We start from the raw sequence: 26815 nt of genomic DNA on the forward strand, positions 1-26815 counted from the left end.
TTCTAATTTATAATCCTACTCTTACACCTACCTGTACTGATCGATAAATAGGTTCCAGATTGGTATCGATACCCTGAGTAAGTAAACTTTCAGTGGCACTAAACTCTGGATCATAGCCTAAGTATTTAGTCATAGTAAATATATTATTGCCTGTTAAATAAACCCTTACAGATTTTAAAAATTTAGTTTTAACGGGAACATTATAAGAAACGGAAACTGTTCTTAAACGCAGGTACGACCCATCTTCTATCCATCGGTCAGAAAAGCGGGAATTTCCCATCGGATCACCATAAGTTGCTTTAGGAATATCCGTTACCTGCCCGTCAGCACGCCATCTGTTTACTACAGCAAGTGTTTGGTTCTGGTAGCCTGATTCAGATTCAAGAACACGGCGCGTATAATTATAAACATCATTACCCTTGCTGAAAGTAAATAAAGCATCCAACGTAAACCTTTTATAAGCGAAACGCGTGTTGAAACCACCGGTAAAATCAGGATTAGGGTTACCGATAACCTGCATGTCCCTGCTATCTATAATATTATCTCCATTAGTATCTACAAATCTTACATCGCCGCCTTTTAACTTTACTAATGCTCCGGTAGAAGATACTATACTTATACCCTGATGATTCGTGCCCGCTGCTGCAGCTTCTGCATCTGATGTATAAACACCATTAGTTTTATAGCCGTAAAACAAGTTAGCAGGTAATCCCTGAGCTGTTAATATGGTGCCACCGGCATAAGTAGTTAGCATTTGAGTACCAGGAAGTTCAGTAATTTTATTACGATAAGCAGCAATATTCATCCCCACATCCCATTTAAAATTTGAATGGTTAATAATGCGGGCATTTACAGCCATTTCCAACCCTTTAGTCCGCATGCCTCCATTATTGGTGATGGCATAAGTTAAACCTGATGTGGTAGGCTGCGGTTCATAAACAATCATTTTATCAGTAGTATTCTGATAAGCATCAATGCTTACAGATAAGCGCTCATTTAAAAAGGAGGCATCAATACCGATATTTGCCTTTTTATTTCGTTCCCATTGCAGTTGCGGATTTCCTATATTCCCGCGTACCAAACCTTCTGTTCCTAATAAATTTTGGGATACATAATACTGCCGGGCTGTGTAATTGCCAATATCATCATTACCTGTAAGGCCATAACTTGCTCTTAACTTTAGTAATTCAATAAAGTTAACGTTTGACATGAATTTCTCAGAAGAAATCAGCCAACCAGCAGCTATAGAAGGTAACACAGCAAATTTACTTCCGCTTATAGACAACACTCCTGGTATTTGTGTACCAAAACGGGAAGAACCATCTACAGCCATATTATAGGAAAATAAATACTTGCCTAATAGTTGATAATCAAGTCCTAAATAATTATTCAGCCAGTTCCACTTGCCTAAATCCCCGCCAGTCCTGCGTAAAGCAGATACACTATTAGTAACACTAATTAATTGATCGGTAGCAGAATTATACCCTAAGGAGTAATTATCCTGAGTATTATCGCTGTTATATCTGAAGCCTAAATTAGCTGAAACATGATGAATGCGATTAAAAGTTCTGTCGAAAGATAAGTGCGTATCGTTATAAATGCTATATAAACGCTGGACCTGCGTACCTAATCTGCTATCTGCAATGGCGTTGCTTAAAGTATCATTTACTACACCTGCCCTTGGTATAAAAGTGTTTTCACGAATTTTATCAGATGTTATACCAATCCCGGTTTGCAGATTTAAATATCTGTTGAACTGATATTTAAAATTTACTATTCCGAAAAAACGATAGCTCTGATTGGTTTCCTGGGCGCTTCCAATTAAAGCAGCAGGATTGCTAATATTAAAAATATCAGCATCTGTTAAGTTAGGGGATTCTACTCCCTGGGCATTTACCGAATGTACCCCTACCAAAGGCGATTTTATCTGACTTGCATAAATAGGGTTTATTTTATAATTAGTACCCTGGTCGCGCAAGTTTTGCTGTGCATAAGTAAAGGAAAGGCTGGCGCTGGCAGTAAACTTTTTTGTCAGGTTTAAATCTGCATTAAACCGGGTATTATAACGGGCTAAATTAGTTTCCTGAGTAATACCATCATTACCAAGATAACCTAAAGAAAGGGCATATTTTGCTATTTCATCACCACCGGAAACTTTTAGGTAATAGTTGGTATTATAGCTATTTTTAAATACCTGTTTCTGCCAATCTGTATTATTATGATATTGGGCATAAGTAGAACTGCCTACAGCATCATTCATGTAAGGCTGAGCCTGAATTTGAGCATCGGTTAAACCGCTTGTTCTTAATACATCTGATAAATAAGTCCGGTAATCTGCTGCTTTTAAAACCGGTAGATTGGAAGGTGTAAAATTAAACCCGCCATCAACTCCAAAATCTATGCGTGTTGCCAATTCTGGAGCATGAGCTGTACTAATCAGGATCACGCCGTTTGCCCCTCTGGTACCATAGATAGATGAACCATCTTTAATAACAGTAATATTATCAATGTCCTTAAAATCAATTTGTTCTAAGGGATTATAAACATGCCCACCTATCAATGAATTACCGTAATGATTATCATCATATATCATTCCATCAACAACAATAAGCGGTTTATTGGTGCCATATAAGGAGGAATATCCGCGAAGGAAAAGGTTAGCGCCAATTCCGGGAGTACCTGAACGCCTGATTGCGTTTAAACCAGCAACTTTTCCTTGTAAATAAGAATCGGTTGTTTCGTTATTGGTTTCCCATCCGCCTTGTGTGCTGATACTGGCTAATGAATTGACAGACTGGTTTTGCGGGGTTTGCCCAAACGGTGTTTTTGCAATATCATATATAGAATTATAGGAATCTTCAAATAAACTGACAGATATAGATTTACGGCCTTTTAAAGGAACATCTTTACTTTGAAAGCCCTGGCCAGAGACAGTTAAAACAGCATTAATGTTAGGAACTTTAATCGTGAATTCACCTTTATCGCCAGTTATAGCTGCCGAATATTCAAACACACTGATATTTATACCTGCTAACGGCTTATTTGTAGCAGCATCTTTTATTGTTCCTCTTATTGTTATGCCTTTATCTATAGCATTTACTGTAGCAGGTGCTGCAACCGTTCTTTTTGTACTATCGAGTTGCTGGGCAAATAAATTGTTTGCGCCAAACACGAGCGAGGTAAATAATAGGCTTTTAAATAATAAAGTAAATATTCGCATAGTTTAGGTTTATTAAACTTATTGTATTATAGGATCGAGTTTTACGTAATCAAACGTGAAGCTGTTCTGGCCAGTAGTTGTACTGTTTGCACCAACCATAAACATATTTAAATTACCATATTTGTTAACTGTATAGCTGCCAAGGCGTTTTTCATCATAGGTATTAAGGTCTGCAGTACTAGTAAAAGAAGGTGTTGCATTATAGGTTCCAAAAGCTAACGTCTGAGAAAATATAGTACCTGTATCATTTAAGGCCCGCCAGGAAACTGTGTATGTAGCAGCATATACGTTTGGAACATTATACCTTGCATAATAGGAAGCAGGCAAAGAACCTGCGCTGCTACCTGCAACCAATATATCATTAAAGATATTCCCGTTGGGATCTTTACGGATACGATAAAGTATATTAGCCCTTTTATCAGTAGTAGCAAAGCCTGCAGGGTTTTCTCCCTGAATGTATATAGGTGTTATTTTATCCTTTACACGAAAATTAACACTGCTCATTACATACACAATACCGTTACTGGCCGTATAAGTAGAAAGTATTGCACTTTTATTAAAAGGCACTTTTACATTATTAACAGAAAGCAAGGTATCTGTCAGCAGCGCAGGCGTAATCAGTGTATTAAATGCCAAGTCTTTTACAACGTTTCTTGCGCTTAAATAAGTAGTACTATCCAAACTCGTATTATAGCTGCCGGTGGTTGTAAAATATTTAGTTACTTTACTTCGTTCGCTATCGTAAGCTGCATCAGCCAACACAATAAAAGTATATTGTTTACTTTCATCACTTACATCCAATACTGTTTTTAGATAGGTATTTGCACTAATAACTCCGGTTCCGGGTTTTAATACAGGTTTGCCTGTTGTTGGGTCAACACCAGTTTGAGTTGCTTTGGAAGTATCAGTATAAGTATAATTTAGTGCCTGTAAATATGCCTTTTGCTTTAAACCTGTTGTAGTTAAACTGTTAACATATTCCCAGATATTTAATTTAGGTATAATTGCTTTATCGATAATGTGCAAAATGCCGTTTCCTACATATTGGTTAGCTTGTGTAATATTAGCCTCTTCAAATGTTGTACTGGTAAACGTTGCAAATTTTCCGTTTAAAGTTTGCACCCTAACAGAAGGTTGCGGTACATTAGTTAAATAAGATTGATTTGATAGGTGGTTACCTACAAACTGTTTTAGTTTGGCCGTGTCATTTAATATTGTTGCATCAACACTTTGCATTGCAGTATTAGTAGGCGCCCAAACTGTAAAAGTTTTTGAGGATGAAATAACTTTATCATAACCTGTTTTAACCAAGTACCCGCTAAAAGTGCTCAGGTTGGGGTTTTGATTGATCTGGTCCATCAGGTTTTTACCCAACTGTGCATCAGTAATACTATCATGCTTATCCCATTGCTTTTGGCATGACGTAGTAACACAGCCTACAATAAATAATAATAAAAGGAAGTATGTATGTTTATAAGTCATCCTTGTTAAGTTTTAAATTTATCAAATTCCTCATCCTGAAACTTTTCAGGATGATGAATACTTATTGAAATTTCTATGGCCTCTGCATCAATGTTCCGTCCCGATAAAATTTAGGATATACCTGATCCTGATTTATTGGTATAAATTGGATCATATCTAAAGTAACACCAGTAGAGTTACTTCCCTGATCTTTTATGGCTGTTAACCTGATCTTATGCCTGTCTGTCGAGGTAATATTAACTGTGCCTGCTAATTGCCCAACCTGTGTATTAAGTGTTAAAGGGGCTGAAGCAGAATATCTTTTAAAACCCTGTGCTGCTAATACATCATCAGTTGCAGTAACATCTGGCAAATAACCGTTTGAATTAGCAACATTGCTCAGATTTACTATTCTGGAAAGTGGATTTCCGTCAACGGAAACTTGTGTGTATTGACCGTGAACACCTACCCGATAACAAATCCAAACCTTGTACTGTCCTTTAACCAATAATGGTGTAGTAAATTCAATCCAATTAATTACAGATGCGTTGCCAAAACGTAAACCAAAGTCTAAATGGTCATAATAAATGTGGTAGTTAGAAGAAGTTGTTGGATCACAAGTATAAGTAATTGTACTTGCAGTCCGGTCCCAGGTGACACCAGCTAATTGACCGTAATTAATGATAGTACTGGTTCCGTTCTTCCTAAATACAGTAGTTATTTTTCTTAATTCAGGTTGATCTGCCACATCGAAGTACAATGCTGTTGGTGCCCTGACTTTTATAGTAAAATTAGTATTAACCGCATGAAGAACACCATTGGTGGTTGAATTATCACTGTAAGCACGATTGACAGGAACACCTGGTTCTAATTTACCATTAAACGTGGTTTCATTTAATAAAACGGTAGTGCCACTTAAGGAAGAAGTGATAACTTCCTGAGGCGCAAGCGTAGCAAGAGATGGTGAAGTAATTACATCTGCCAGGTATTTGATATCCGGAACAGTATGATAGGCTACAAACAGGTATAAACTATCTGTTGGATCTTTGGGATTTCCCTTTGTAGAATACCGCTTTTGCAACGCAGCAAAATTACTAAAGCCTGCCGCATTAAATGTAGAATCAGTTTCTGCAAATAGCGTAAAAAATTTACGGTTTGCATTTGTGCTGCTATTTGCCGGAACATTTAGGGTGTCATAAAAACCAGTTGCCTTTAATGCCTGGGTAAATATGGTATATTTTGAGCTTTGTTCAACCATTTGCGCAATGGTAAGCTTAGCAGGAGTTAGCACATTATCAATCACATGCACAATACCATTTCCTAACCTTACATTACCTGTTACTAAGTTAGCCTGCCTGTTAATGGTTGTTTTACTTGTGCCGTTAACATTAGCAACACCCGTTATTAAATATTGCCCGTACATGGTAATACTTTGTAATTTACCATCTGTAAATTGCGTAGTGCTTATAGTATCTTGTATCAAATGAAGTTTTACAATATCCTTACAGGCATTTGCATCGATGTCAGCAACACTTGATTTTCCTATTGCTTTTAAATAGGTTTTTACGCCATCATCTGTCGGGGCAAACAACGTATAGGCGCCATACGCACCCAGGAAACCAGAATACCCGCTTTTCTCCAAAATCTGGTCAAATAAGGTAAATTGAGTAGGATTTGCCTCCAGATACTGGGTTATATTTAAAGTACTGGAAGTAAGTATTGGGTATTCCTGCTTTTTACAACTGCCTAAAAAGGCAATTATAGTTATACAAATTGCCATATACCATGTCAATTTATATTTGTTAAAAATTCCTTTCATAATCATTTTTTGCACTAAATTATTATTGATAAAATGGATTTTGTACCAGGTTTGGGTCAACTCTTATTTCATTATAGTAAATAGGGAAATAATGGCTATTTACATCTTTTAATTTATTGAGAATAGCTTGTTGAGAGGTCGGAGGTGCACTGCTAATCGCAGCCGATAGCAAAATATCGATCCTGGCATAATTATTCCTTTTGGCATTGCGCAACAGGTCGTACCACCGTTTTCCCTCAAAAGCAAATTCACGGCCTCGTTCTGCAAGTAAGTAATCTGTCATGCCATTTACATCAGTTACATTTGGGTTTTGTGCAGTAAGATAAATTGCATGTGCCCTGGTCCTAATCTGGTTTATTAAAGTAAGTGCGTCCTGACCACGATTTACATTAATGCAAGCTTCAGCTTTCATTAATAATACATCGGCATAACGATATACAAACCAATGTGCATAGGATACATCCGTGGTACGGTAAGTAGTAGATGTTGCTGCTACATATTTGAATATGTTATTGTCATTAGTATTTACAGAAGCGCCCGACCCCCTGATATCATAATCAGTTGCATCATTAAAATCAATACCAAAAAAATCATCCATCACAGTAGCGCCTGATACATACCTTGCTTTGTTAGTTAAAAACATAGCATAAAAAGGATTTAATTTTTGACTGTCAAATTGAAATTCAAAAATCCCTTCACTGGAATTACCATTATAATATAAAGTATTAAACCAACCACCTGTACCAGCTACAAGCCCATACTGGCCAGAATTGATTACTTTATCACAAGCTGTAATACAATCATTATAGTCATCCATCCACAAGTAAACATCAGCTTCCATAGTATAAATAGTATATTTAGTAATACGGCCTTTGTTAGAAGCATTATCACCATAAGAAAATACTGCATTGCTTTCTGCCTGCTTTAAATCTGTAAGTATTTGTGCTAAAACATCTTTCTGGCTTGTTTTAGTCAATTGCTGCAAATCAGTATCACTTGCAGTAGATTTTAATTTTAACGGGACATCACCAAAACTCCTAACTAAATAAAAGTACATTAAAGCCCTTAAAGCTAAAGCTTCTGATAAATAAGCATTTAACTGGGTTTGCGTTAAGGTTTTATCATATTGCATTACTCCAGGACCATTATCAAGAACAGTATTACAGTAATTGATAATTTTATATACAGGCGCCCAGTTTGTAAAAGAGTTACTTGATAAAATATTATCGGAAAGGATACCAACTTCGTCAACAGTAACTCCCGGCCCTCCTCCTACCATATCTGCACGGGCTTCTCCCCAAACAAACAATACATCAGCTAATGGCCTGTCATTACCGGTACCGTTACCGGTTGCAGAACCAAGTAATGATGCATAACACCCAATTACTGCTGCCTGCAACTGTTCCTTAGTTTTCCAGAATTCATCTTTTATAATGCCATCCTGTGGTTTAAGATCAAGGTATTTATTGCATGAGCAGGAAAATAACATGATCAGAATAAGAACCGCCAATTTGCCTTTAATCCTTATAAGTTTTCTCATTAATTTGTACATTAAAATATTTTTATCTCTATTTAAAAAGTAGCTGTTAAACCTAAAGTATATATTCTGCTTGCAGGTGTTGTTGAATTATCGATAGCCTGTCTGTAGATATCAGATGCCCTGGGCGATACTTCGGGATCCTGGCCTAAATATTTTGTAAATGTCATTAAGTTTTGTCCTGTTACGTAAATACTTGCATTTTTTACACTTAATTTCTTAACAAAAGACTGACTTAGATTATATCTTAAAGTAGCTGAAGTAAATTTGATAAAAGAGCCATCCTGCACATAACGTGATGATCCAAGCCAGTTATATCCGGAGCCGTATAATGCCCTTGGTATATCTGTAACATCACCAGGTTTCTCCCATCTTCTTAATACCGCTGTGCTTTGGTTATTGTATTGGTACATGTTAGTAGTAGTCATCATGGTATTGTTAATTAAATCAAATCCCTCACGATAGCTGAAAAACAAGTTTAATTTCCAATTACGCTTATAGGTAATTGTCGGCCCAAAGCCTCCTGTAATTTTAGGATTGCCGTTTCCCAGGTAAATAACATCACGGTAATCAATTACACCATCATGGTTTACATCCTGATATTTTGCATCACCAGGCTGAAATAAATAATCTGTTGCAGGATAATTAAAGCGCATTTGCACCGGTTGCCCGTTAGGGCCGATAATTTGTTTACCATTTTTATCGGTAGCAATTGTTTCTGAAGCATCTTTATATACCCCTAAATATTTATAGCCATAAATAGAGCCAAGCGGATTGTTTAATTGTATAGTTGATAAAAATTGTCCGTTTAAAGTAGTATTACCTGTTGATAAGGAAACATAAGGGGAAATACTTCTCATTACGTTTTCATTATGGGCAATATTAAAAGCAAAATCTATGATCCAGTTTTTTGTTTTAAGCGGAGTTGTGTTTAAGCCAATTTCAAAACCCTGATTATCTAAAGTACCAGCATTCATACTAATTCCACTATAACCAGTATAAGTTGGGATAGCTAATGGATTATTGGTATTAAAAAGCAAATCTGTAGTTCGGTTTCTATATACTTCGACATCTAAATTAATCCGGTTCTTAAACATAATGAGGTTAAGCCCGACATTAGTACCTGAAGTTTTTTCCCATCTTAAATTATCCAACTGTATATTTTGCGAATAAACACCTGATTGGCCTAAATAAGTCCATGGAAATGTAGCGTATGTATTATAAAAAGAGTAATCAGCTGTTGGCGTGTTGCCGCTTTGTCCATAACTTGCCCGAAAACTAAAATCATCTAAAAAAGTAAACTTTTTCATAAATGACTCACCAGATACACGCCATCTTCCTGAAATTGAAGGAAATAAACCATAGCGATGGTTGGGGCCAAATCTGGAGTTGCCGTCTCCCCTTAAACCAATATTTATAAGGTAACGGTCAAATAATCCATATTGTGCACTTAATAAAGCGGCTACAGCCCGCGTTTCGGTTAAACCAGAAGCTATACCCAATTCTGAGTTTTGTGTACGTGAAGCAGCAGATGGATCCTGAAGAATAGTTGAAGCTGTATTTGATGTTAATTGTGACTCGCTAACTATTTTATTATCATAAGTCTGCAAGGACAACAAACCTTGAAAGGTTTGATTTTCACCCAACTTTGGCGTTGCTATAAAATTTATTTTTGACTGAACATTAAATACATCTATGTCATAACCATAGCCCCTGTTTACTACTGTTTCTGTTACTGGCCTTCCTGTAGCTGTTTGAGGTAAAAATGTAGATTGTTTACTGTTATTAATATCAAATTGCACATCAGCAGTTGAAGTTAATAAGCCTGGAATTATATAATATTGTAAGTTAAAATGTGGCGTAACACGATCATCAAGTGTATTATTTACCCCCGTGTTTGCCATGGCGACAGGATTATAGGTTGCAGGATACTGGCCCTGAATATTTGAAGCAGGCGAAAAATAATTGGGCGTTAGGTTACCATACTCATCATATTCATAAATGCTCATATTGGGCATTTTAGTCATTGCCACGTTTCTTACGTTTAAATTTTTATTTGTAGGGTCATAATAATTGCCTTGTGTAAGACTGTGAGTATAGGCTACGTCTGCTCGAAAACGAAGATTAGTTGATACAATATAATCTAAATTGAAACGGGTATTAATCCGGTCAAGCCCTGTACCCACAGTAGTCCCCTTTTCTCCATCATAACCTAATGAAGCAAAATATCTGGCTTTTTCACCTCCGCCAGTTATAGATATGTTATGGTTATTGGTATAGCCGGTTTGTGTAATAGCCTTTACCCAGTCGGTATTATTACTATAGTTGTGATAGTAATAAGGATTGTTAGGGTCATATTGAAACTCGACTGCAGTAAGTGTATTTAATGGTGTACCTCTTACATTTTGTATTTCTTCGGGTATTAATTCAGAATATTGGTTACCGGTAAGCAAAGGGATCGCGCTGGGTTGTTTAGAGAAAGACCCTTTAAAAGTATAAGTAATGGAAGGTGCTCCTACAGCTCCCCGTTTTGTATTAATAATCAATACGCCGTTTGCCGCACGAGAACCCCAAACTGCGGTTGCGGCAGCATCTTTTAACACACTAATATCTTGTATGTCAGACGGGGCTATACTTAATAAGCTTGCATATCCCTGTTCATCTGCTGTTGCAAAATTGAAATCTGCAGGTATGGTAGTTTCATAAGGCATGCCATCAACCACGATTAAAGGATTTGTTACACCATTGATCGTAGAAGTTCCGCGTATCCTGATAGACATTCCTGCCCCGGGATCACCGGAATTAGCTGTTAAATCAACGCCCGGTAAACGTCCCTGCAATGCCTGGTCTATAGAAGTTGCCTGCAATTCTTCCAGGTCTTTCGCACTGATAGTTGAAATGGCTGTTGTTTGGTTACGCACATCTATATTAAGGCCTGTACCATTGCTTACCGACTTGCTGCCAACAATAGATACTTCGTTTAGCGTGCTTGAATTAGGGTCCAGGGCAACGTTAAAAGTCCTCCGGTCATTAATTTCAAATACTTTTGATTTGTATCCGATATAAGAAATAGAAAGTTTATTTTTTGTGCTTGAAACCCTTATAGCAAAATTACCATCAATATCAGTAGCTACGCCGGTAACTGTACGTTTCTCGTTATCCTGTTCAACAACAGAAGCTCCGATAATTGCTGCTTTGTCCTTACTGTCTGTAACCTTGCCCTTAATAAGAATCCTATCTGTAGTTTGGGCTTTAGCTGTATAATTGACAGTTGTAAAAATTACTGAAAAACAAAGAATATAAGTGTAGAATTTTTTCATACCAGTTCTATTGAGCAGATTTAGTATTTGTATTTCAAAAAGGTATCTATCTGATGGATAACCGTGTAGTTCGACAAAACGTTACTGGTGCTTGGGACTAAATTGGCAACCCCTCCTGTGGCATCTGTTATTTGCATACTTCCTAAACTATTAGCTACAGTAAATGTGGCAGGATCACCTGTTGAAGTAGTTAATAGTGTTGGAAAAATACCTGATTTCTTTCCGTCAGGAGCAACGGTTGTTTTGTTTAAGATATGATATTGAATAAACCTTGAAACCAAATCTTTATCAGCCTGACTTGTTGGATTGTACTGCGGATTTTTATTACCTGCCGTAGTAGTACCGTTATTTGGCAGCCAACCTTTATTTATCGCATCCTGTATTGCTGTGTTTGTTGGTATAAATATGGTATAATTTACACCGGTTTGAATCCCGTTGATGGATTGTGTACTTGCAGTATATAACGGGCAGTTTATAAGGTACTGGTAGAAACTGTAAAAAGGATCAGTAGATTTTGCAGCATATTTAGCAATGTGAAAACCTACATTATTATTAGTATAAATTAAAGCGTCTCCGTTTAAATAATATACCGGTCCGTTGCTGGTCGTTCTTGAACTTGTAACTTTAATGGATTGTTTATTTGGATCAGTATTATCCGTATTTCCTGAAGCTTGTACGCTGTTGTTACTATACTTGATATATTCACCTCCATAAGTTTCTACTATACCTGAACCAGAAAGATTATTTAATTCTCCGTTAGGTGTAAGGACAACATGTGTGTTTAAAATCCTTAGAAGCATATTTTGTGCTGTACTTCCTATAACAGTGGTTGTTGTACCAGGTGCTGTATAAGTGAAAGCGCTTGATGCTGTACTATAATCAAATCCATAAGATCTTAAAGTAGCGTCGGACAGCATAAATAAGGTAACTTTAATACTTGGGTTGATAATGATATACTTTAAACTCAAGTCTAAAGCCCTTGTCATCAAGCTATAATTCGGGTCGAGATAGGGCCTTGCATAAACAGAATTAAATACATTCGCTAATTGTACTTTATTAGAACCATAGAAAATACCATTACTGCAAACTTTTTTATCAATAATATCTGTGCTCGCATTAAATCGTGCCGGCTCGCCCTGAACATTATTTGTAGTACTGAATTTACTTGGCCACACCGTTGTTTGCCACATGTGTGCATTCAGTAAATCTGTTATAATACTGATGGGCAGCTTATCAATGGATTTATAATTTTCCAGAATTACCTCAGTCATATAAGTATTAAAAGCTGTATTATTTGGAACAATCAAACTATAACCGTCAGACTGACCGTCATTATCCTGAAGCTTTACATAGTTTTCATTGTTAGGAGAAAAGCCTAATGTTGGTGAATAGGTCTTTATATCTACCTGATTAGTAGTACCGGTACGGACCTGATAAACATGAGTAGCATCTGTACTTGGAACATAACTTACCATGTACTTTTCATATAGCTGCTGAAACGCACTATAATTTGTATTGGAAGACAAATATTGTTCAAGGCTTGGCAGGGGCGTTACCACTCGGTTAACTTCATGGATTACCCCGTTTTCAGCTACAATATTTTTGTTGACAACCGCTCCGGCATCAACATTAAAACCTGTGTAAGCCGAATTTGGATAAAAATAATTATAATCTGTAGCGGTTAAACCTCTTGCAGCCATGAAACTGCTGTAGAAATAAGGAATATATTTATTGTTATTATCTCCCGCTACATAGCTGCCATTTCGGTTAGAGGATAAAGCATAACCTGTAGGCGAACTTGCACTGGCATAAACGCCATCATAATAAGCTGTCCTTCTTTTAAAAGCACTATTTGCTACCCAGCCTGCTGAAGATTGAAAATCAGCAATATGATCCGTTTGGAAAGCATTATAAACTAAAGAATAGGTAACAATTTTTCTCATTGTAACACTATCTATCTGACCAACATTTTGAATATTATGATCTGTAAAATACTGCTTAAAGGCATCATCGTTTGGTGCAAAAAACGTCCAATAACCTGCGCTGCTTAAATTATTTTTATAACCGGATTTATCTATACAAGCTAACAAATTTGTAAAGTTGCCCCTCGCCTGCAATTGCTGATAGATGGCAGGTGCAAGATTATCCGGCCGCCCGTAAAAATCATCAAATGCTTTTTTGCGACAAGCGGACATGATTAACAACAAGGACAAGAAAACCAATAAACGATGTATATATCTATTCATAGCTTTTAGTAAAATAGGATAACAGAATTTAGAAACAATTATGTATTAACAATCAGCATTAGACACGGTATTAGCGTCCTTAAAAAAGACCTTGCAACTTTTATTGGAAAAGCTACATGCTTATTATAAGTTAGTTATTACGACTTAAATAGTGCCCAAGTCTGGTATTTTGTCTATGTTTTTATAGTTTGGCTTTTACTTGGTCAGTTAAAAGCTTTGATTTTTAAAAAAACGTGTTAATTAATTATAACAGACAAACAATAGGTTTATTTGGTAAAAAATGTAAAATTATAATTCATATATGAATAAATTTATTTGATGAATATGAGCTTGTAATAAAAGTAAAGTATGTAAATAATTGGTTTATGTTACGAACATACCAGAACACAAATAATCCTGCAACCTGTAGTGTCCTGCCTATAATTGCAATAGGTTGTATAAAATATACAGGCTTCTTTTTTTGTTAAAAAATACAAGTATTTATTATGATATTATCATCAATACTTTTAAATGGTTAAATTTTCAGCAAAATTTTAAACAAAAAATATGTAAAAACAATAATTTCTTTTTTACATATTTTTCCTGGCTTTTTAAGGCCACTTTTAATTTCTGCAACTATTTTTCCATGCTTCTTTTATCGGGTAAAAATTTTAATCCTTGGTTTTACAAAACTAATAGTAATGCAAATTTTATGTTGCTAAAAGAAGTATTGGCTTTTTATACAGGAGTTTAAACAGGTTTTGTTACAAAGCACGGAGTTATTCAGCTTTTTTGATTTCTACCGCATAAACACCTTCATTTCCTTCAAAGTTTGCCCGGAAAATAATCCACTTTTCATCCGGAGAAAAATGCACGTTTGGCTCCAGATGATAGTTGTGATTTTTCATGTTCACCAGTTTTTCTGATTTAAAGTGATCGCCTTCCGGTTTAAATAAATAAATCCATTCACCATTTTTAGCTTTTGCAACCTGGCCCGGATCGCCCCCATCTCCAGCAAAAGTCTTTTCATCCCGTGTAACATTAAAATGGATCGACCATTCGTCGCGTGTCATCTGGTAAACTTTGTCTTCTTTGCCAGTTTTCATGTTGATGCCAGCTACAAAAAAAGTTTGGCCTTTGGGTTTTTGTAAATCAAACCATTCATGTTCTCCGCTTTCGCCAAAAAATTCGTGCCCTGCAATTTCGTTCACCATGCTTCTTTTATGCATCAATTTTGTTTGGCCGGTTTTAATGTTGATGTTCCAAATCCGGTCAACTTTTTCCCACGGTCCTTCATGGCAATAAGAAAGAATATCAGGGTCTGTTGGCGAAAAAAGCAAATGGTTTGTCCACTCGTTTTCCTGGTGGATTTGCTTTAACTGCTTGGTTTTTATGTTGATAACATAAAGTGTATGTTGAATGTGCGCTTCATAAATCTTCTGGAAATAATCCCTTTTCTCCGGAAAATTTTTCAAAATCTCACGCTCCTGCTCACCAGTAGCTTTAACGCAAGCTAAATAAGTTCCATCAGCGTTTACCGTTCCCACACGTCCTTTAAAACTTGGATCGAAAGCATAGATGAAACGTGTTTGTTTGGTGTCTATATTTACTGCGAAAACACTATCTCCACTTTGGTAAAAAGCTTCCCTTGTTTTTGGGCAAACCATTTCTCCGCCTACTTTAGTACGATTAGTTAATTGTTCTGTAGCAAAAGTTTTAAGATTTACTGAAAACAATTGATTTCCATTAGCTGTGCTTCCCGAAAAAACCATTTTATCGCCTTCACTTCCACGCTGTTTTACAAAGGGATAGTTGTTAAAGTAAAAGCTGCCATTGTTGCCTTCGCGGCGCACTAACTTTACAATTTTGTGCCCGGTATCTTTGTCAATCCATTCATTTGGCATTGGTTTTTGTCCTCCGGTTTCGAGCTTTTCTTGTGCTTTGCCTTCTTTGCTTATTAAGATCGCCCACAATCCTAAAACAACAATTAGATTTCTTTTCATTTTATAATTGGTTTACTTATTCATTACACTTGCATAATCTGGCTGTATCTTTTCCGATGCTTCTTTTACATTGATAAAATTGGCAAGGTCACGCAACGCAAGTACTTTGTATTGATGATCTTGCAGATACTTTAAATATTCTTCAAATAACTCTGGCGGAGTTGTAACCCAGGGATGCGCATCATCCGGAACACCATGAATAGTTAGCACAACAATTTTTCCATCTTTGGCTTGTTGTAAAGCATCCATAATTTGTGCTTTGTTATTAGCATAAGTTGTATAACTTGGAATTAAATATGGATGGTCCTTTTCAGGATTATACGGTCTGTTCCCTCCTGCCCTCGCAAACAAATAATCTTTATCTTTTAAAATTGGAATGGCAGAAGCTGCAACATCATAACCCGGATAGGCAAAACTTACAAGAGGTTTGTTAATTTTGTATTGCTTAGATTTAGTTTCAATGTAAGTTAATTCATCCTCAAAATGTTGCGGATCCAATTTGTTAACATGCGTATGATGTTGGGTATGGTTTCCAATTTCAAATCCCATTTTATCCAACTTTGAAATTTGTTCCCAGCTCATGTATTTGATTTTATCAGCAAACGGAGGATCAGAAAATTCACAAACAAAAAAAGTTGCGCCAAACTTGTACTTTTTTAATAAGGGTGCAACAAAAGTGTAGTGACTTAGAACCGCATCGTCAAAAGTTAAAACAACCAACTTATCAGGGATTTTTTTGAGCAGGCTTTGTGCATGAGAAAAATGCATGCCAAAAAAAGCAATTATTAACAGCACCCAAATCTTTCTCATTCTGTACTATATTTATAATTGTATAAACCAGATTTTTCTAACTTTAGAATTTCTACACCTGCATCCAATAACGGCCCGGTCCCATGTTTTTCATTCAAGCCAACAGGGCGGTTATAATAATAAGTCAAATCATTTTGGATGGAAGTTCCAACGCAAATATCTTTTAACTGGCCTTTTTCGTTGATCTCTTTTTTCTTTAAACCTTCCCAGCCGCTAACAGCAATAGAAACATATCGCTTATCAATCCAACCTTTGTTAATTGCTTTTGCAATGCCATACACAAACATAGCCGTGCAGGAAGATTCGGGATAAGAATCATTTTTATCTAAAACCTGATACCACAAACCATCCGCATTCTGGTATTTGGCAATGCCTAAAATCTGTCTTTCTAATAATTCGATCAGCTTTTTTCTTTGAGGATGATTTTCTGGCAATGCATCTAAAAGCCTAACTTGTGCCAGCATTACCCAACCGTTACAACGCCCCCAATGCGCAACGCCATTTCGTTTTAAATCGCTAAAGTAAGCGTGCCAGTAAATTTCTTTTTCACTATCCCACAAATATTTATTAAAGTTGATTATCTGTTTTGCTGCGTCATCAAAATATTTTTGCGCTCCTGTTAATTTTGCAGTTTCCACTAAAAACGGAACGCTCATGTACAAATCATCCGCCCATAAAGTCATTTTATAAGGAAAAGCGCGAACAAAAGTTCCGTCCGTGAGCCTGCTGCGTTCTTCGGTTAAATGCTTTGCTGCTTTTAGCACATAATTTTCAAACTCTGGCTGCTTATCCAAAGCATAAACTTCTGCTACACTTGCGCCCATCGCACCAAAATCATCCAGTTCCTGCATAGTAAAAAACTCGCCGAACGGATAAGTATAATGCGGAACATCGTGCTTAAAACGCTGCTCGAAAGTTTTATAATTAGCAAAACCAAAAGCAACATGGTTAATGGCGTAATCGGTATATTTCTTCTCTTTTAAGTATTCCCCTAAATCAAGCATTGCCAAATTCAAAACACCGTTTGTATAATGCCAGCCTGCATATTTACTTGCATAATGCACTTTTACATTTTGCGGGATTTCTGCGGAAGTTTTATAAAGCGTTTTGTTATCTTCTGATTGAAAGCCAAGTATCGTTTCGCGGATGATCTGATCTGCAACTTTGCGTACCAATACTTCGTTTTCGCTTGCTTGCTGGGCAAAAAGCAATCCGGGTAAAAAACCAAACAGCAAAATGATTAATACTAATTTTTTCATGATAAAAGAAGCATCAAATTAATTGCCATCAGGTTTAACAACTGTACTTTTCGGGCTTTCCGGCCAATGAAAATTACTAACCGGATCAGGATGCGAAGGATCGAAACCTGGAACATCTACTAAGTATTTTGCAATTCCAAGTTTATCATCTTTTATGCCCTGAATAATACATTTTGCAATTTCATAAGCACCATAAGGATTGAAGTGCGTATTATCAGCCAGTGCAGTAGTTTGTCCGGGATAAGAATTTGCCGGATAGTGCACAAATGCTTTTTTGGTCCCTTCCTCTCCCATTGCATCCCACATTTTGGTGGTCATGGCATTCAAATCAATCAAAGCTACATTTTCCTGTTTGGCAACTTGTCGTGCAGCTTCCGGATAGTCGCCTAAAGAGTTTTCTATCTTTCCATCAGCACCAAAAGAGCGCCGGCTGGTAGAAGTTACAATTACCGGAATTCCGCCTTTTTTCTTTGCTTCTGATACAAAAAGCTTCAACCGTTCTGTATAAGATTTATACGCGCCATCATTCGGTCCTTTTTCTTTCTGATCGTTGTGGCCGAATTCGATAAACAGGTAATCTCCTGGCTTCATCACGCTTAACACTTTTTCCAATCGTTTTGAACCAAGAAAACTGCTTAACGCCAGGCCTGATTCTGCATGATTTGCAATGACAACTCCTGGTTTAAAAAATCGCGGGATCATTTGTCCCCACGAAGCCCAAGGCTCGTCATCCTGATTAACAACCGTAGAATTTCCTGCTAAAAAAATAGTTACCTGATCTGTAACAGGCGTAATTTCTATCGCGTCAACAGCGGGCTTTTCGTCAAACTCCAGCGTCAATTTATCATCCCAATCCAACTTGGTTAACTCGCGTGGCTTTAAACTTACCTGCTGGCCGTTATTTATTTTACGATCTTTAATGTTAACGATAAAAGTTTTGGTAACAAACTGACCAGGATTGGTGCGAACGTTTTCCAGCATTAAGCGCCGTGATTCTGCTTTAATTGTAGTGTTTGATGCTTCTTTTGCATCACCTAAAGTTACAGTTACTTTATAATTGCCTTCGGGAAGGCTGACCGAGAAGTAAAAAGGCTTGTTACTGGTTGCAAAATCGCCCTTTAACAGGTCTTTGCCGCCACGGCTGATGATTGTAGGTTTGGTATCAAAATCGAAACCATAGCCCTGTTGCGGCGAATAAATTGCATCGGCATTAACTTTGGTATAACCGGCAGCAGCCTGGCCAGAACCAAAATCGAACTTATAATTAACCTTTTTTTGGTTAGTGAATGCCGCAAGGTTTAAAGCCAGCAGCATAAAAAAAGCGTAATTAAAGTATTTTTTTCTCATGTTGATAAAGCAAGTCCAGTATAAGCTTTTAAAAACTGTAGCAAGTGATGATTGAATCTCAGCAAGAATTACTTATGATCAGTATCAGCAAACCAAGCAATAAAAAGCGAACCGGTTTATAAAGGTTAATTAGTGCAGGCAAATTAGAAAGTGCCGCAAGCAATGGCAACATGTACCGTCATGGTTTACCGGCTTATTGCACATATTTTAGGTTGATAAAAGAAGCATTGGCCATTTGGCACACCTTTGTTACAACCGGAACCTTTATTACAAAAGCAATTTTAAGGATTGAAGAAAAATTAAAATATAATTATTCTACTGTACTGATTGCTGCAACAACAGTTTTCTTTCTTCTGGAATATAATAATCCGCCAACTACCAACGCACTTCCGGCAATTCCATAAACCGTTATTTTCTCATGAATGACAATAACAGCCATTAAATAACCGAAAGCAGGTGTTAAAAAAAGCCACAAACCCGCTTTTACCGAATCTTTTTGTATCAAATTGAGCCACATTGCATAGGCTACAATTGAAACAGGAACAATCAGCCAGGTAATGCTAAGGAAAAAATGCCGGTCGGGAATAATAAAATTATTGGCGCCATTTAACAATACAATCGGAATAAAAAGCAAACCGCCAATAGTAATTTGCCAGGTATTTACTTCCATTTTTTTTAGGGTGAGGCCAGAATTAGCATAATAAATACTGCCTGCTGATAAAGCAGCAATACCGGCAATCAGTGCCAGCAAACCTTGCAAAGTAGCATGACTGTTATATAAATTTGGGACCGAAGCCAGCACTAAACCGGAAAGAGCAATAACAACTCCGGTTATTTCGGCTGATGTTAGTTTCCGTTTGTAAAATATCGCCGAAAAAAGAATTAACAGTAAAGGGTTTACGGCGGTTATCAAACTAATTAATCCGGCAGAAACATATTTTATGGCAATTAAATAACCCGACATATAAACGGTAACGTTTAAAACACCGAGAATAAATAGTTTTTTAAATTCTGCTTTTGAGGGAAAACTGCTGCTTTTGTTTTTTAGGATGTAAGTATAACTCAGCAAGAGCACACTTACGGTTAAAAAACGAATGAGCGTAAGCAAAAACAAATCGCATGAATGCAATGCAAATTTAGTTGCAACGGTGGCAGAAGCCCATAACAAGGCAAATAATAATCCTTCGGCAATGTCCATGCTTTAAATATTTGGCAGATTAATTTGCCGCAAAGATAAAATTTCGGAAAGCTTTTGTGCTTACCAATTTTTTGCCGGTAAAAGAAGCATGGCGTTATTGCACTAATTGCTTTAAAATCTTTTTTCCTTTGGATTGCAGGGCTGCGCTTCCATCTTTCATTAAAAATTCTACTTCTCGGATTAATTCGTCTGCAATCCAATCATATCGGTTTCTTAGATTAAAGAGCGTTTCGCAACAAAAAACTTTTACGGCTACGGCAACTTGCGGATCAATCAGCCAATCGAAACAAGTTTCAATTACAGGTTCCAGGTTAAAAGCCCCCATTTTTGTTTTGATTGCATCAATGGCTTTTGAAGAACTTAGGTACATCAGAATTTTAGCATAATGGCGCTGGCAGCTTGGATTAGAAACTTTCGGAAAGCAAAACAATATATCCTCTAAATCCTCTAAAACCGCAGCAGGATCGGTCAACAATAAATTTTCCAGGATCCAGGCCGCACGAAAAGCAATTTGCTTGTCTGCATCAAAAGTAAGTTCAATCAACTCTTTTATGCTGAAATCTTTTCTTTTAGCAATTGCAGTAAGTTTTAAAACTTTTGTTTTGGTTAAAGTTGCTGCAACCTGTTTTCGTAGAGTTTCAATTTGCATATAAATTACAAGTTGAAATGCTGTTTTTATCTCCTTAAAATCTTACTTGTTAAAAGTTGATTCTGCAATTTCAATCCAATTTTCAACAGTTATTTTTGAAGCCAGTTCGCCAAGAAGCGGAAACGGTATCTCCTTTATATTTTTAAACCGGATACAGCCTTTTCCCATATCCAATTTATTTTTGCTGTATTTTGGATATTCCTGCTTAAACCAGTCCAATAAATCCTTGTTGGCATAAATGCCCATGTGGTACATTGCAATAAAATTTTTCTGAGAGGCGATATTGATAAAAGGCAACGGCAGTTTGGGGTTGCAGCGGTAACCTTTTGGAAACAACGAATGCGGCACAACATAACCAATCATGCCGTAACTCATTTCCTCCGCAAATCCTTCTGGCAAATTTTCCAGGATAACTTTTCTTAGCACTGTGATAGCTGCGCGCCTGTCGTCTGGAAGTGTATCGATATATTCTTGTACCGAAGCCGCTTTTGATTGCATATTCCTTGTACTTTAAATCTTAACTGATTACAAGGTACAATTTATAAAAAATAAAATAACTAATACAAATTTGTTGAAATTGCCCTTTAATATTGAAGTGAAAAATTAACTGGTAAAAGAAGCGTTGTTAAAACTAACAAACGTTTACCATTCGTAATTATGAAATATTATAGAAGTTGTTCAATTTTTTTTTCTCGCTCCCTTTTTTTGAGGCCAATGCTTCTTTTATCGCCTAAAAATGTTGGCCGTCAGGTTTTGGTTTTTTGGGTAGATGCTTCTTTTATCAGCTAAAAATGTTAACCATTGCTTTTTTGATTGGTTTAATTACTAACTGACCTATAAGGTTTTCAAAACCTTATAGGTCAGTTAGTAATTGCATATTCCTTGAACTTTAAACCGTAACTGATAACCAGGTACAATTTATAAAAACCAAACAAATAACCGGTACAAATTTCGGCTTGAACTGCTATTTAATATTGAAGTAAAAAATTACCCGGTAAAAGAAGCATTGCCGTAAAAACCTTTAATTCCGTTTATTTTCCTGTTTATAAAAAGTATCTTTGCAGCAAAATTAGTGCAGCATGATTACAGTATCCAACCTGTCTTTACGTTATGGCAAACGTACCCTTTTTGAAGATGTTAACCTCAAATTTACTCAAGGCAATTGCTACGGTATTATCGGCGCAAATGGTGCAGGTAAATCTACTTTTTTAAAAATCCTTTCTAAAGAAATTGATCCAACCAGCGGTTCGGTTAGTTTTTCTCCTGGCGAGCGCATGGCTGTCCTCAAACAAAACCACTATGAGTTTGATGATTTTTCGGTGATAGAAACTGTGTTAATTGGACATCAGGAAATGTACAAGGTGATGAAGGAAAAGGATGCCATTTACTTAAAAGAAGATTTTACCGATAAAGACGGCGAACGCGCCGGCGAACTGGAAAATTTATTTGCAGAAATGGATGGCTGGAATGCAGAAAGCAACGCAGCAACTTTGTTAAGCAACCTGGGGATTAAAGAAGAACTGCACTATAAACAGTTGAAAGAACTGGACGGTAACCAGAAAGTACGCGTGTTATTGGCGCAGGCACTTTTTGGAAACCCTGATATTTTGTTGTTGGATGAGCCAACTAACGATTTGGATATTAACACCATAGCCTGGCTGGAAGATTTTTTAGCTACTTATGAAGCAATTGTTTTGGTTGTTTCGCACGACAGGCATTTTCTGGATACTGTTTGTACACACATTGTAGATATTGATTTTGCCAAGATGACGATTTACACGGGTAATTATTCTTTCTGGTACGAATCAAGCCAGCTTGCTTTGAAACAACGTTCTGATCAGAATAAAAAGACGGAAGACCGGGTAAAGGAATTGCAGGAATTTATCCGTCGTTTCAGCGCTAATGCTTCTAAATCTAAACAGGCAACCAGCCGTAAAAAAGCTTTGGATAAGATTAATTTGGATGAGATAAAACCTTCTAACCGAAAATATCCGGCTATTCTGTTTAATAATTTGGGCAGGGAAGCTGGCGATCAAATCCTGCAAATAGAAAACCTAAGCAAAACCCTGAACGGCGAAGTTTTATTTTCGGGCATTAACTTAATGGTAAACAAAGGTGATAAAATTGCTGTGTTATCGCAAAATAGCCTGGCTACTTCTGCTTTTTACGATATTTTATCCGGAAGAGACACTGATTTTACAGGCAGTTTTAAATGGGGCGTAACGATTAAAACTGCAGATATCCCGATTGATAATGCCGAGTATTTTAAAGGAAAAGATGAAAATCTGATCGACTGGCTGCGCGAATATTCTGAAGGTGAAAAAGATGATCAGTTTATCCGAGGATTTTTAGGACGGATGTTGTTTTCTGGAGAAGAAGTCCTGAAAAAAGCAACAGTACTTTCCGGAGGCGAAAAAATGCGTTGTATGTTTTCGCGCATGATGCTGCAACATGCAAATGTTTTACTGTTTGATGAGCCAACAAACCACCTGGATTTGGAATCTATTACAGCTTTAAACAACGGAATGAAAGATTTCAGAGGAACAATTTTGTTTACTTCAAGAGATCATGAATTAACACAAACGGTTGCCAGCCGGATTATTGAATTAACGCCAGGCGGCTTAATTGATAAATTAATGGGTTACGATGAATTTATTAACAGCGAGGCGGTTAAAAAGCAACAGGAGGAATTATATACTTTAGCTTAAGCTGCAAAAAATATTTACAATAAAAAAAGGGATGCTAAAAGAAGCATCCCTTTTTTTATTGCCGTAAGTTAAAACTTATAAATTATTTGGAGAACCAGGTTCATGATCAGTCATGCGACCCGTAGTTCGCCCTTGTGGGCGGTCTGCAAACGAAGATGGGTTATTTAAACCCGAAGTTGTACTTCCGGTATCATCATCTTCGTCCAGGTCATCATCGTCAGCTACATCATCATCTAATGTATCCAGGTCATCCGGGAACGCGTCATCATCGTCGTCATCGATCAAATCATCTTCATCCGGATCCGGAAGTGTTTGGTCCAGGTCATCGTCGTCGTCATCGTCTATAACAGCATTCCGTGGAGAAACATTAAAGATAGCATTCAAAGTTTGTTCGGCAAAGCTGTGGCCGTTAGTGCCTGAATAATCAACCTGATCATTTAAGCTGGTGGCATTCATAAGTGTCATAAGTTTGGTGTTTAGCGTATAGTTATTGTTATAATCTCACAAGCAATTAAAATATATCATTGTTTGCACAAATCTGATTTTTATAAAAATTGTACTTCTTGATCAAACATCCAATTTTTTGCCGGTAAAAACAGTATTCATATTAGGGCAAAAATTATGCCTGTACATTCAACAAACAAATTTCTTTTAATTTAGAAATGGTATAATCAATTTCCTCGCGCATATTGTATTTGGAAAAGGAAAAACGGATGGCAGGCCGTACAGAACTTGCACCAATACCGGTTAACACATGCGACCCAATATCCGTTCCGGAGCTGCATGCACTTCCGCCTGAAGCAGAAATTCCTGCAATGTCTAAGCTAAACAACAGCATTTCTGCCATTTCCATTTCCGGGAAAGAAACATTTAAAACGGTGTATAAACTTTTCTCCGGATCAGTTTCCCCATTAAACTGCACATCCGGAATGGCATCCAGCAATTGCTCCATCATGTAGTTTTTTAAACCCAGTATGTAGTTTTTATGCTCTTCCATTTCGTTATATGCCATTTGTAAAGCTTTAGCAAAACCAGCAATACCATAAACATTCTCTGTACCGCCGCGCATATTGCGTTCCTGGGAACCGCCATAAAGCAATGGTTTTATTTTGATGCGATGGTTTACATAAATAAACCCAACACCTTTTGGCCCGTGCAGTTTATGGGCAGCGCCAACCAGAAAATGTACTTTTAACTTACTTAAATCATGCGGGAAATGCCCCATTGTTTGTACCGTATCACAATGAAAAACAGCATTGTACCGCTCGCACAAAATCCCGATTTTTTCTATATCCGTTAAGGTTGCAATTTCGTTATTGGCATGCATTAATGATACAAAGCTACGCTCGTTTTCCAGCAGCAATTGCTCCAAATGTTCCATATTAACGTTTCCTTTTGCATCAACGTTTACAAAACTCAGCTTAATAGTTCCTGCATTTTCGAGCGCTTTTAACGTATGCAAAACAGCGTGATGTTCTATTTCGCTGGTAATAGCATGTTTAATCCCCAGATCGGTAATGGCACAACGGATAGCCATATTATCAGCTTCGGTCCCGCCGGAAGTAAAAAATATTTCTGACGGGGAAGCATGTAAAAGGCCGGCAATAGTTTTGCGTGCTTTTTCTATCACGGTCCTTGCTTCTCGGCCAAAAGCATGAATAGACGACGGATTGCCATAATAGCTTTCCATCACCTGGTATATTTCTTTTAATACTTCCTGGTCAATCGGGGTTGTGGCGGCATTATCCAAATAAACGCGCATGTTTCTATCTTATTAAGATTAATGTGATAAAAGAAGCATCAGCCCAAAAGTTATAATGCTTCTTTTATATCGGAAATTATTTTGTTTGCTAAACTGTTTGCCACCTGTTCGGAGTTTCCTTCAGAATAAATACGAATAATGGGTTCTGTATTTGATCTTCGCAGATGCACCCAATCGCTGCCAAATTCAATCTTTAAACCATCAATTACAGAATGCGGCTGTCGCTGGTATTTTTGCTTCACACTTTCCAGTAAAGCATCAATATCCATTTCCGGAGTAAGCGTAATTTTGTTTTTAGAGATATGATAACTTGGATAAGTGCTGCGCAATACAGAAACCGATTTACCAAATTTAGCCAGATGGGTTAAAAACAGTGCAATGCCAACCAACGCATCGCGCCCGTAATGCAGCTCAGGATAAATCACTCCACCGTTACCTTCGCCGCCAATAATTGCGTTAACTTCTTTCATGCGGTTAACTACATTTACCTCTCCTACTGCTGCTGCAAAATACTCGCCGTTTGCTTTTTCGGTAACATCGCGCAGGGCACGGGTTGATGAAAGATTGGAAACTGTATTACCGGTCTTATTCTTCAGCACATAATCTGCAACGGCAACCAGCGTATATTCCTCTCCAAACACATTACCGTCTTCGCATACAAAACACAAACGGTCCACATCTGGGTCAACGGCTATTCCCAGATCGGCATTTTTAGATAAAACTTCTTTTGATAATGCCAGCAGGTTTTCTGGCAATGGTTCCGGGTTATGCGGAAAATCACCATCAGGTTCACAAAATAATTCGTGAATTACCTCTACACCCAATGCCTGCAGCAAAGCGGGCACAAAAATCCCGCCGGTAGAATTTACAGCATCTACTACAATTTTAAAATTGGCATTTCGGATAGCTTCTACATCTACCAAAGGCAACGCCAGTATCAGATCGATATGTTTTTGCAGATAAGTAGCATCAGAACTTACTTTTCCTAAATGGTTTACTTCCGCAAAAACAACTTCTCCGCTTTCTGCTAATTCCAGCACTTCTGCGCCGTCTGCCTCGTTAATAAATTCTCCGTGGTTGTTCAGCAGTTTCAATGCGTTCCATTGTTTTGGGTTATGGCTTGCGGTGATGATGATCCCGCCCCCTGCATTTTCTGCCAGTACGGCAATTTCTACCGTTGGTGTGGTAGAAAGGCCGAGATCAATTACATCAATACCTAAACCTTGCAATGTTCCGGTAACCAGGTTTAAAACCATCTGACCGGAAATGCGGGCATCGCGGCCAACCACTACTTTTTTTATGTCTGTTTTTTTAACTACCCAACTACCAAAAGCGGCGGTAAATTTTACAATATCTGCCGGCGTAAGTGCATTTCCGGCTTTGCCGCCAATGGTGCCCCGAATGCCGGAAATTGATTTTATCAGTGTCAAGAATATCAGTTTTTAGACTGCAAAAATACGAATAAAATGGCTTAAGATTATACATAATTGTGCTTGT

The 26815-nt window shown here is 37.2% G+C and carries 17 protein-coding genes; 1 reads left to right on the forward strand and 16 read right to left on the reverse strand.

Features of this window, described 5'->3' with window-relative positions; translation table 11 throughout:
* Nucleotides 1–7: 7 nt before the first annotated feature.
* The 13 genes from GO621_RS14340 to GO621_RS14400 all read right to left on the reverse strand — a co-directional run bounded on the left by GO621_RS14340 (nucleotide 8) and on the right by GO621_RS14400 (nucleotide 21346).
* The gene (locus tag GO621_RS14340) at nucleotides 8–3220 is read right to left on the reverse strand and encodes a SusC/RagA family TonB-linked outer membrane protein (protein WP_157568233.1); all 3213 of its coding nucleotides are present in this window, start codon (nucleotides 3218–3220) and stop codon (nucleotides 8–10) included.
* An 18-nt stretch (nucleotides 3221–3238) separates the two neighbouring features.
* Nucleotides 3239–4702: a fasciclin domain-containing protein gene (locus tag GO621_RS14345; protein ID WP_157568235.1), complete on the reverse strand. Its 1464-nt coding sequence runs from the start codon at nucleotides 4700–4702 to the stop codon at nucleotides 3239–3241.
* A gap of 73 nt (nucleotides 4703–4775) precedes the next feature.
* Nucleotides 4776–6461, reverse strand: coding sequence for a fasciclin domain-containing protein (locus GO621_RS14350; protein ID WP_198170257.1), 1686 nt, complete (start codon nucleotides 6459–6461; stop codon nucleotides 4776–4778).
* Nucleotides 6462–6522: 61 nt separating this feature from the next.
* Nucleotides 6523–8040 carry a RagB/SusD family nutrient uptake outer membrane protein gene (locus GO621_RS14355; RefSeq protein WP_157568239.1) on the reverse strand — a complete coding sequence of 506 codons (1518 nt, stop codon included), beginning with the start codon at nucleotides 8038–8040 and terminating at the stop codon, nucleotides 6523–6525.
* A 32-nt stretch (nucleotides 8041–8072) separates the two neighbouring features.
* Nucleotides 8073–11357, reverse strand: a complete 3285-nt coding sequence (locus GO621_RS14360; RefSeq protein ID WP_157568241.1) for a SusC/RagA family TonB-linked outer membrane protein — start codon at nucleotides 11355–11357, stop codon at nucleotides 8073–8075.
* A 20-nt stretch (nucleotides 11358–11377) separates the two neighbouring features.
* Nucleotides 11378–13603, reverse strand: a complete 2226-nt coding sequence (locus GO621_RS14365; protein WP_157568243.1) for a fasciclin domain-containing protein — start codon at nucleotides 13601–13603, stop codon at nucleotides 11378–11380.
* Nucleotides 13604–14361: 758 nt separating this feature from the next.
* Nucleotides 14362–15585: an oligogalacturonate lyase family protein gene (locus GO621_RS14370; protein WP_157568245.1), complete on the reverse strand. Its 1224-nt coding sequence runs from the start codon at nucleotides 15583–15585 to the stop codon at nucleotides 14362–14364.
* A 12-nt stretch (nucleotides 15586–15597) separates the two neighbouring features.
* A complete protein-coding gene (locus GO621_RS14375) occupies nucleotides 15598–16395 on the reverse strand; it encodes a polysaccharide deacetylase family protein (protein ID WP_157568247.1) in 798 nt (265 codons plus the stop codon).
* Nucleotides 16392–17654 (reverse strand): glycoside hydrolase family 88/105 protein, encoded by a 1263-nt coding sequence (locus GO621_RS14380; RefSeq protein WP_157568249.1) that lies wholly within the window; start codon nucleotides 17652–17654, stop codon nucleotides 16392–16394. The genes GO621_RS14375 and GO621_RS14380 overlap by 4 nt, the downstream gene beginning before the upstream one ends.
* Before the next feature lie 18 nt (nucleotides 17655–17672).
* Nucleotides 17673–19001, reverse strand: coding sequence for a rhamnogalacturonan acetylesterase (locus tag GO621_RS14385; protein WP_157568251.1), 1329 nt, complete (start codon nucleotides 18999–19001; stop codon nucleotides 17673–17675).
* Between the two features lie 310 nt (nucleotides 19002–19311).
* Complete coding sequence (locus tag GO621_RS14390; RefSeq protein ID WP_157568253.1) at nucleotides 19312–20199, reverse strand: DMT family transporter; 888 nt, start codon at nucleotides 20197–20199, stop codon at nucleotides 19312–19314.
* 94 nt (nucleotides 20200–20293) lie between these two features.
* Entirely contained in the window at nucleotides 20294–20848 is a 555-nt protein-coding gene (locus tag GO621_RS14395) for a hypothetical protein (RefSeq protein ID WP_157568255.1), read from the reverse strand.
* A 42-nt stretch (nucleotides 20849–20890) separates the two neighbouring features.
* On the reverse strand, nucleotides 20891–21346 hold the full coding sequence (locus GO621_RS14400) for a DUF1801 domain-containing protein (RefSeq protein ID WP_157568257.1): 456 nt from the start codon (nucleotides 21344–21346) through the stop codon (nucleotides 20891–20893).
* Between the two features lie 581 nt (nucleotides 21347–21927).
* Here GO621_RS14400 and GO621_RS14405 point away from each other — a divergent pair.
* The gene (locus GO621_RS14405; protein ID WP_157568259.1) at nucleotides 21928–23556 is read left to right on the forward strand and encodes an ABC-F family ATP-binding cassette domain-containing protein; all 1629 of its coding nucleotides are present in this window, start codon (nucleotides 21928–21930) and stop codon (nucleotides 23554–23556) included.
* Nucleotides 23557–23631: 75 nt separating this feature from the next.
* Here the strand turns inward: GO621_RS14405 and GO621_RS14410 are convergent, their stop codons facing one another.
* The 3 genes from GO621_RS14410 to glmM form a co-directional block, all read right to left on the reverse strand.
* Complete coding sequence (locus tag GO621_RS14410) at nucleotides 23632–24021, reverse strand: hypothetical protein (RefSeq protein WP_157568261.1); 390 nt, start codon at nucleotides 24019–24021, stop codon at nucleotides 23632–23634.
* 154 nt (nucleotides 24022–24175) lie between these two features.
* Nucleotides 24176–25318 (reverse strand): cysteine desulfurase family protein, encoded by a 1143-nt coding sequence (locus GO621_RS14415; protein WP_157568263.1) that lies wholly within the window; start codon nucleotides 25316–25318, stop codon nucleotides 24176–24178.
* Nucleotides 25319–25368: 50 nt separating this feature from the next.
* A complete protein-coding gene (gene glmM / locus GO621_RS14420) occupies nucleotides 25369–26748 on the reverse strand; it encodes a phosphoglucosamine mutase (RefSeq protein WP_157568265.1) in 1380 nt (459 codons plus the stop codon).
* Nucleotides 26749–26815 lie beyond the last annotated feature (67 nt).

Origin of the sequence: Mucilaginibacter arboris (assembly GCF_009754915.1) — a bacterium.
GTDB classification, from domain to species: domain Bacteria; phylum Bacteroidota; class Bacteroidia; order Sphingobacteriales; family Sphingobacteriaceae; genus Mucilaginibacter_A; species Mucilaginibacter_A arboris.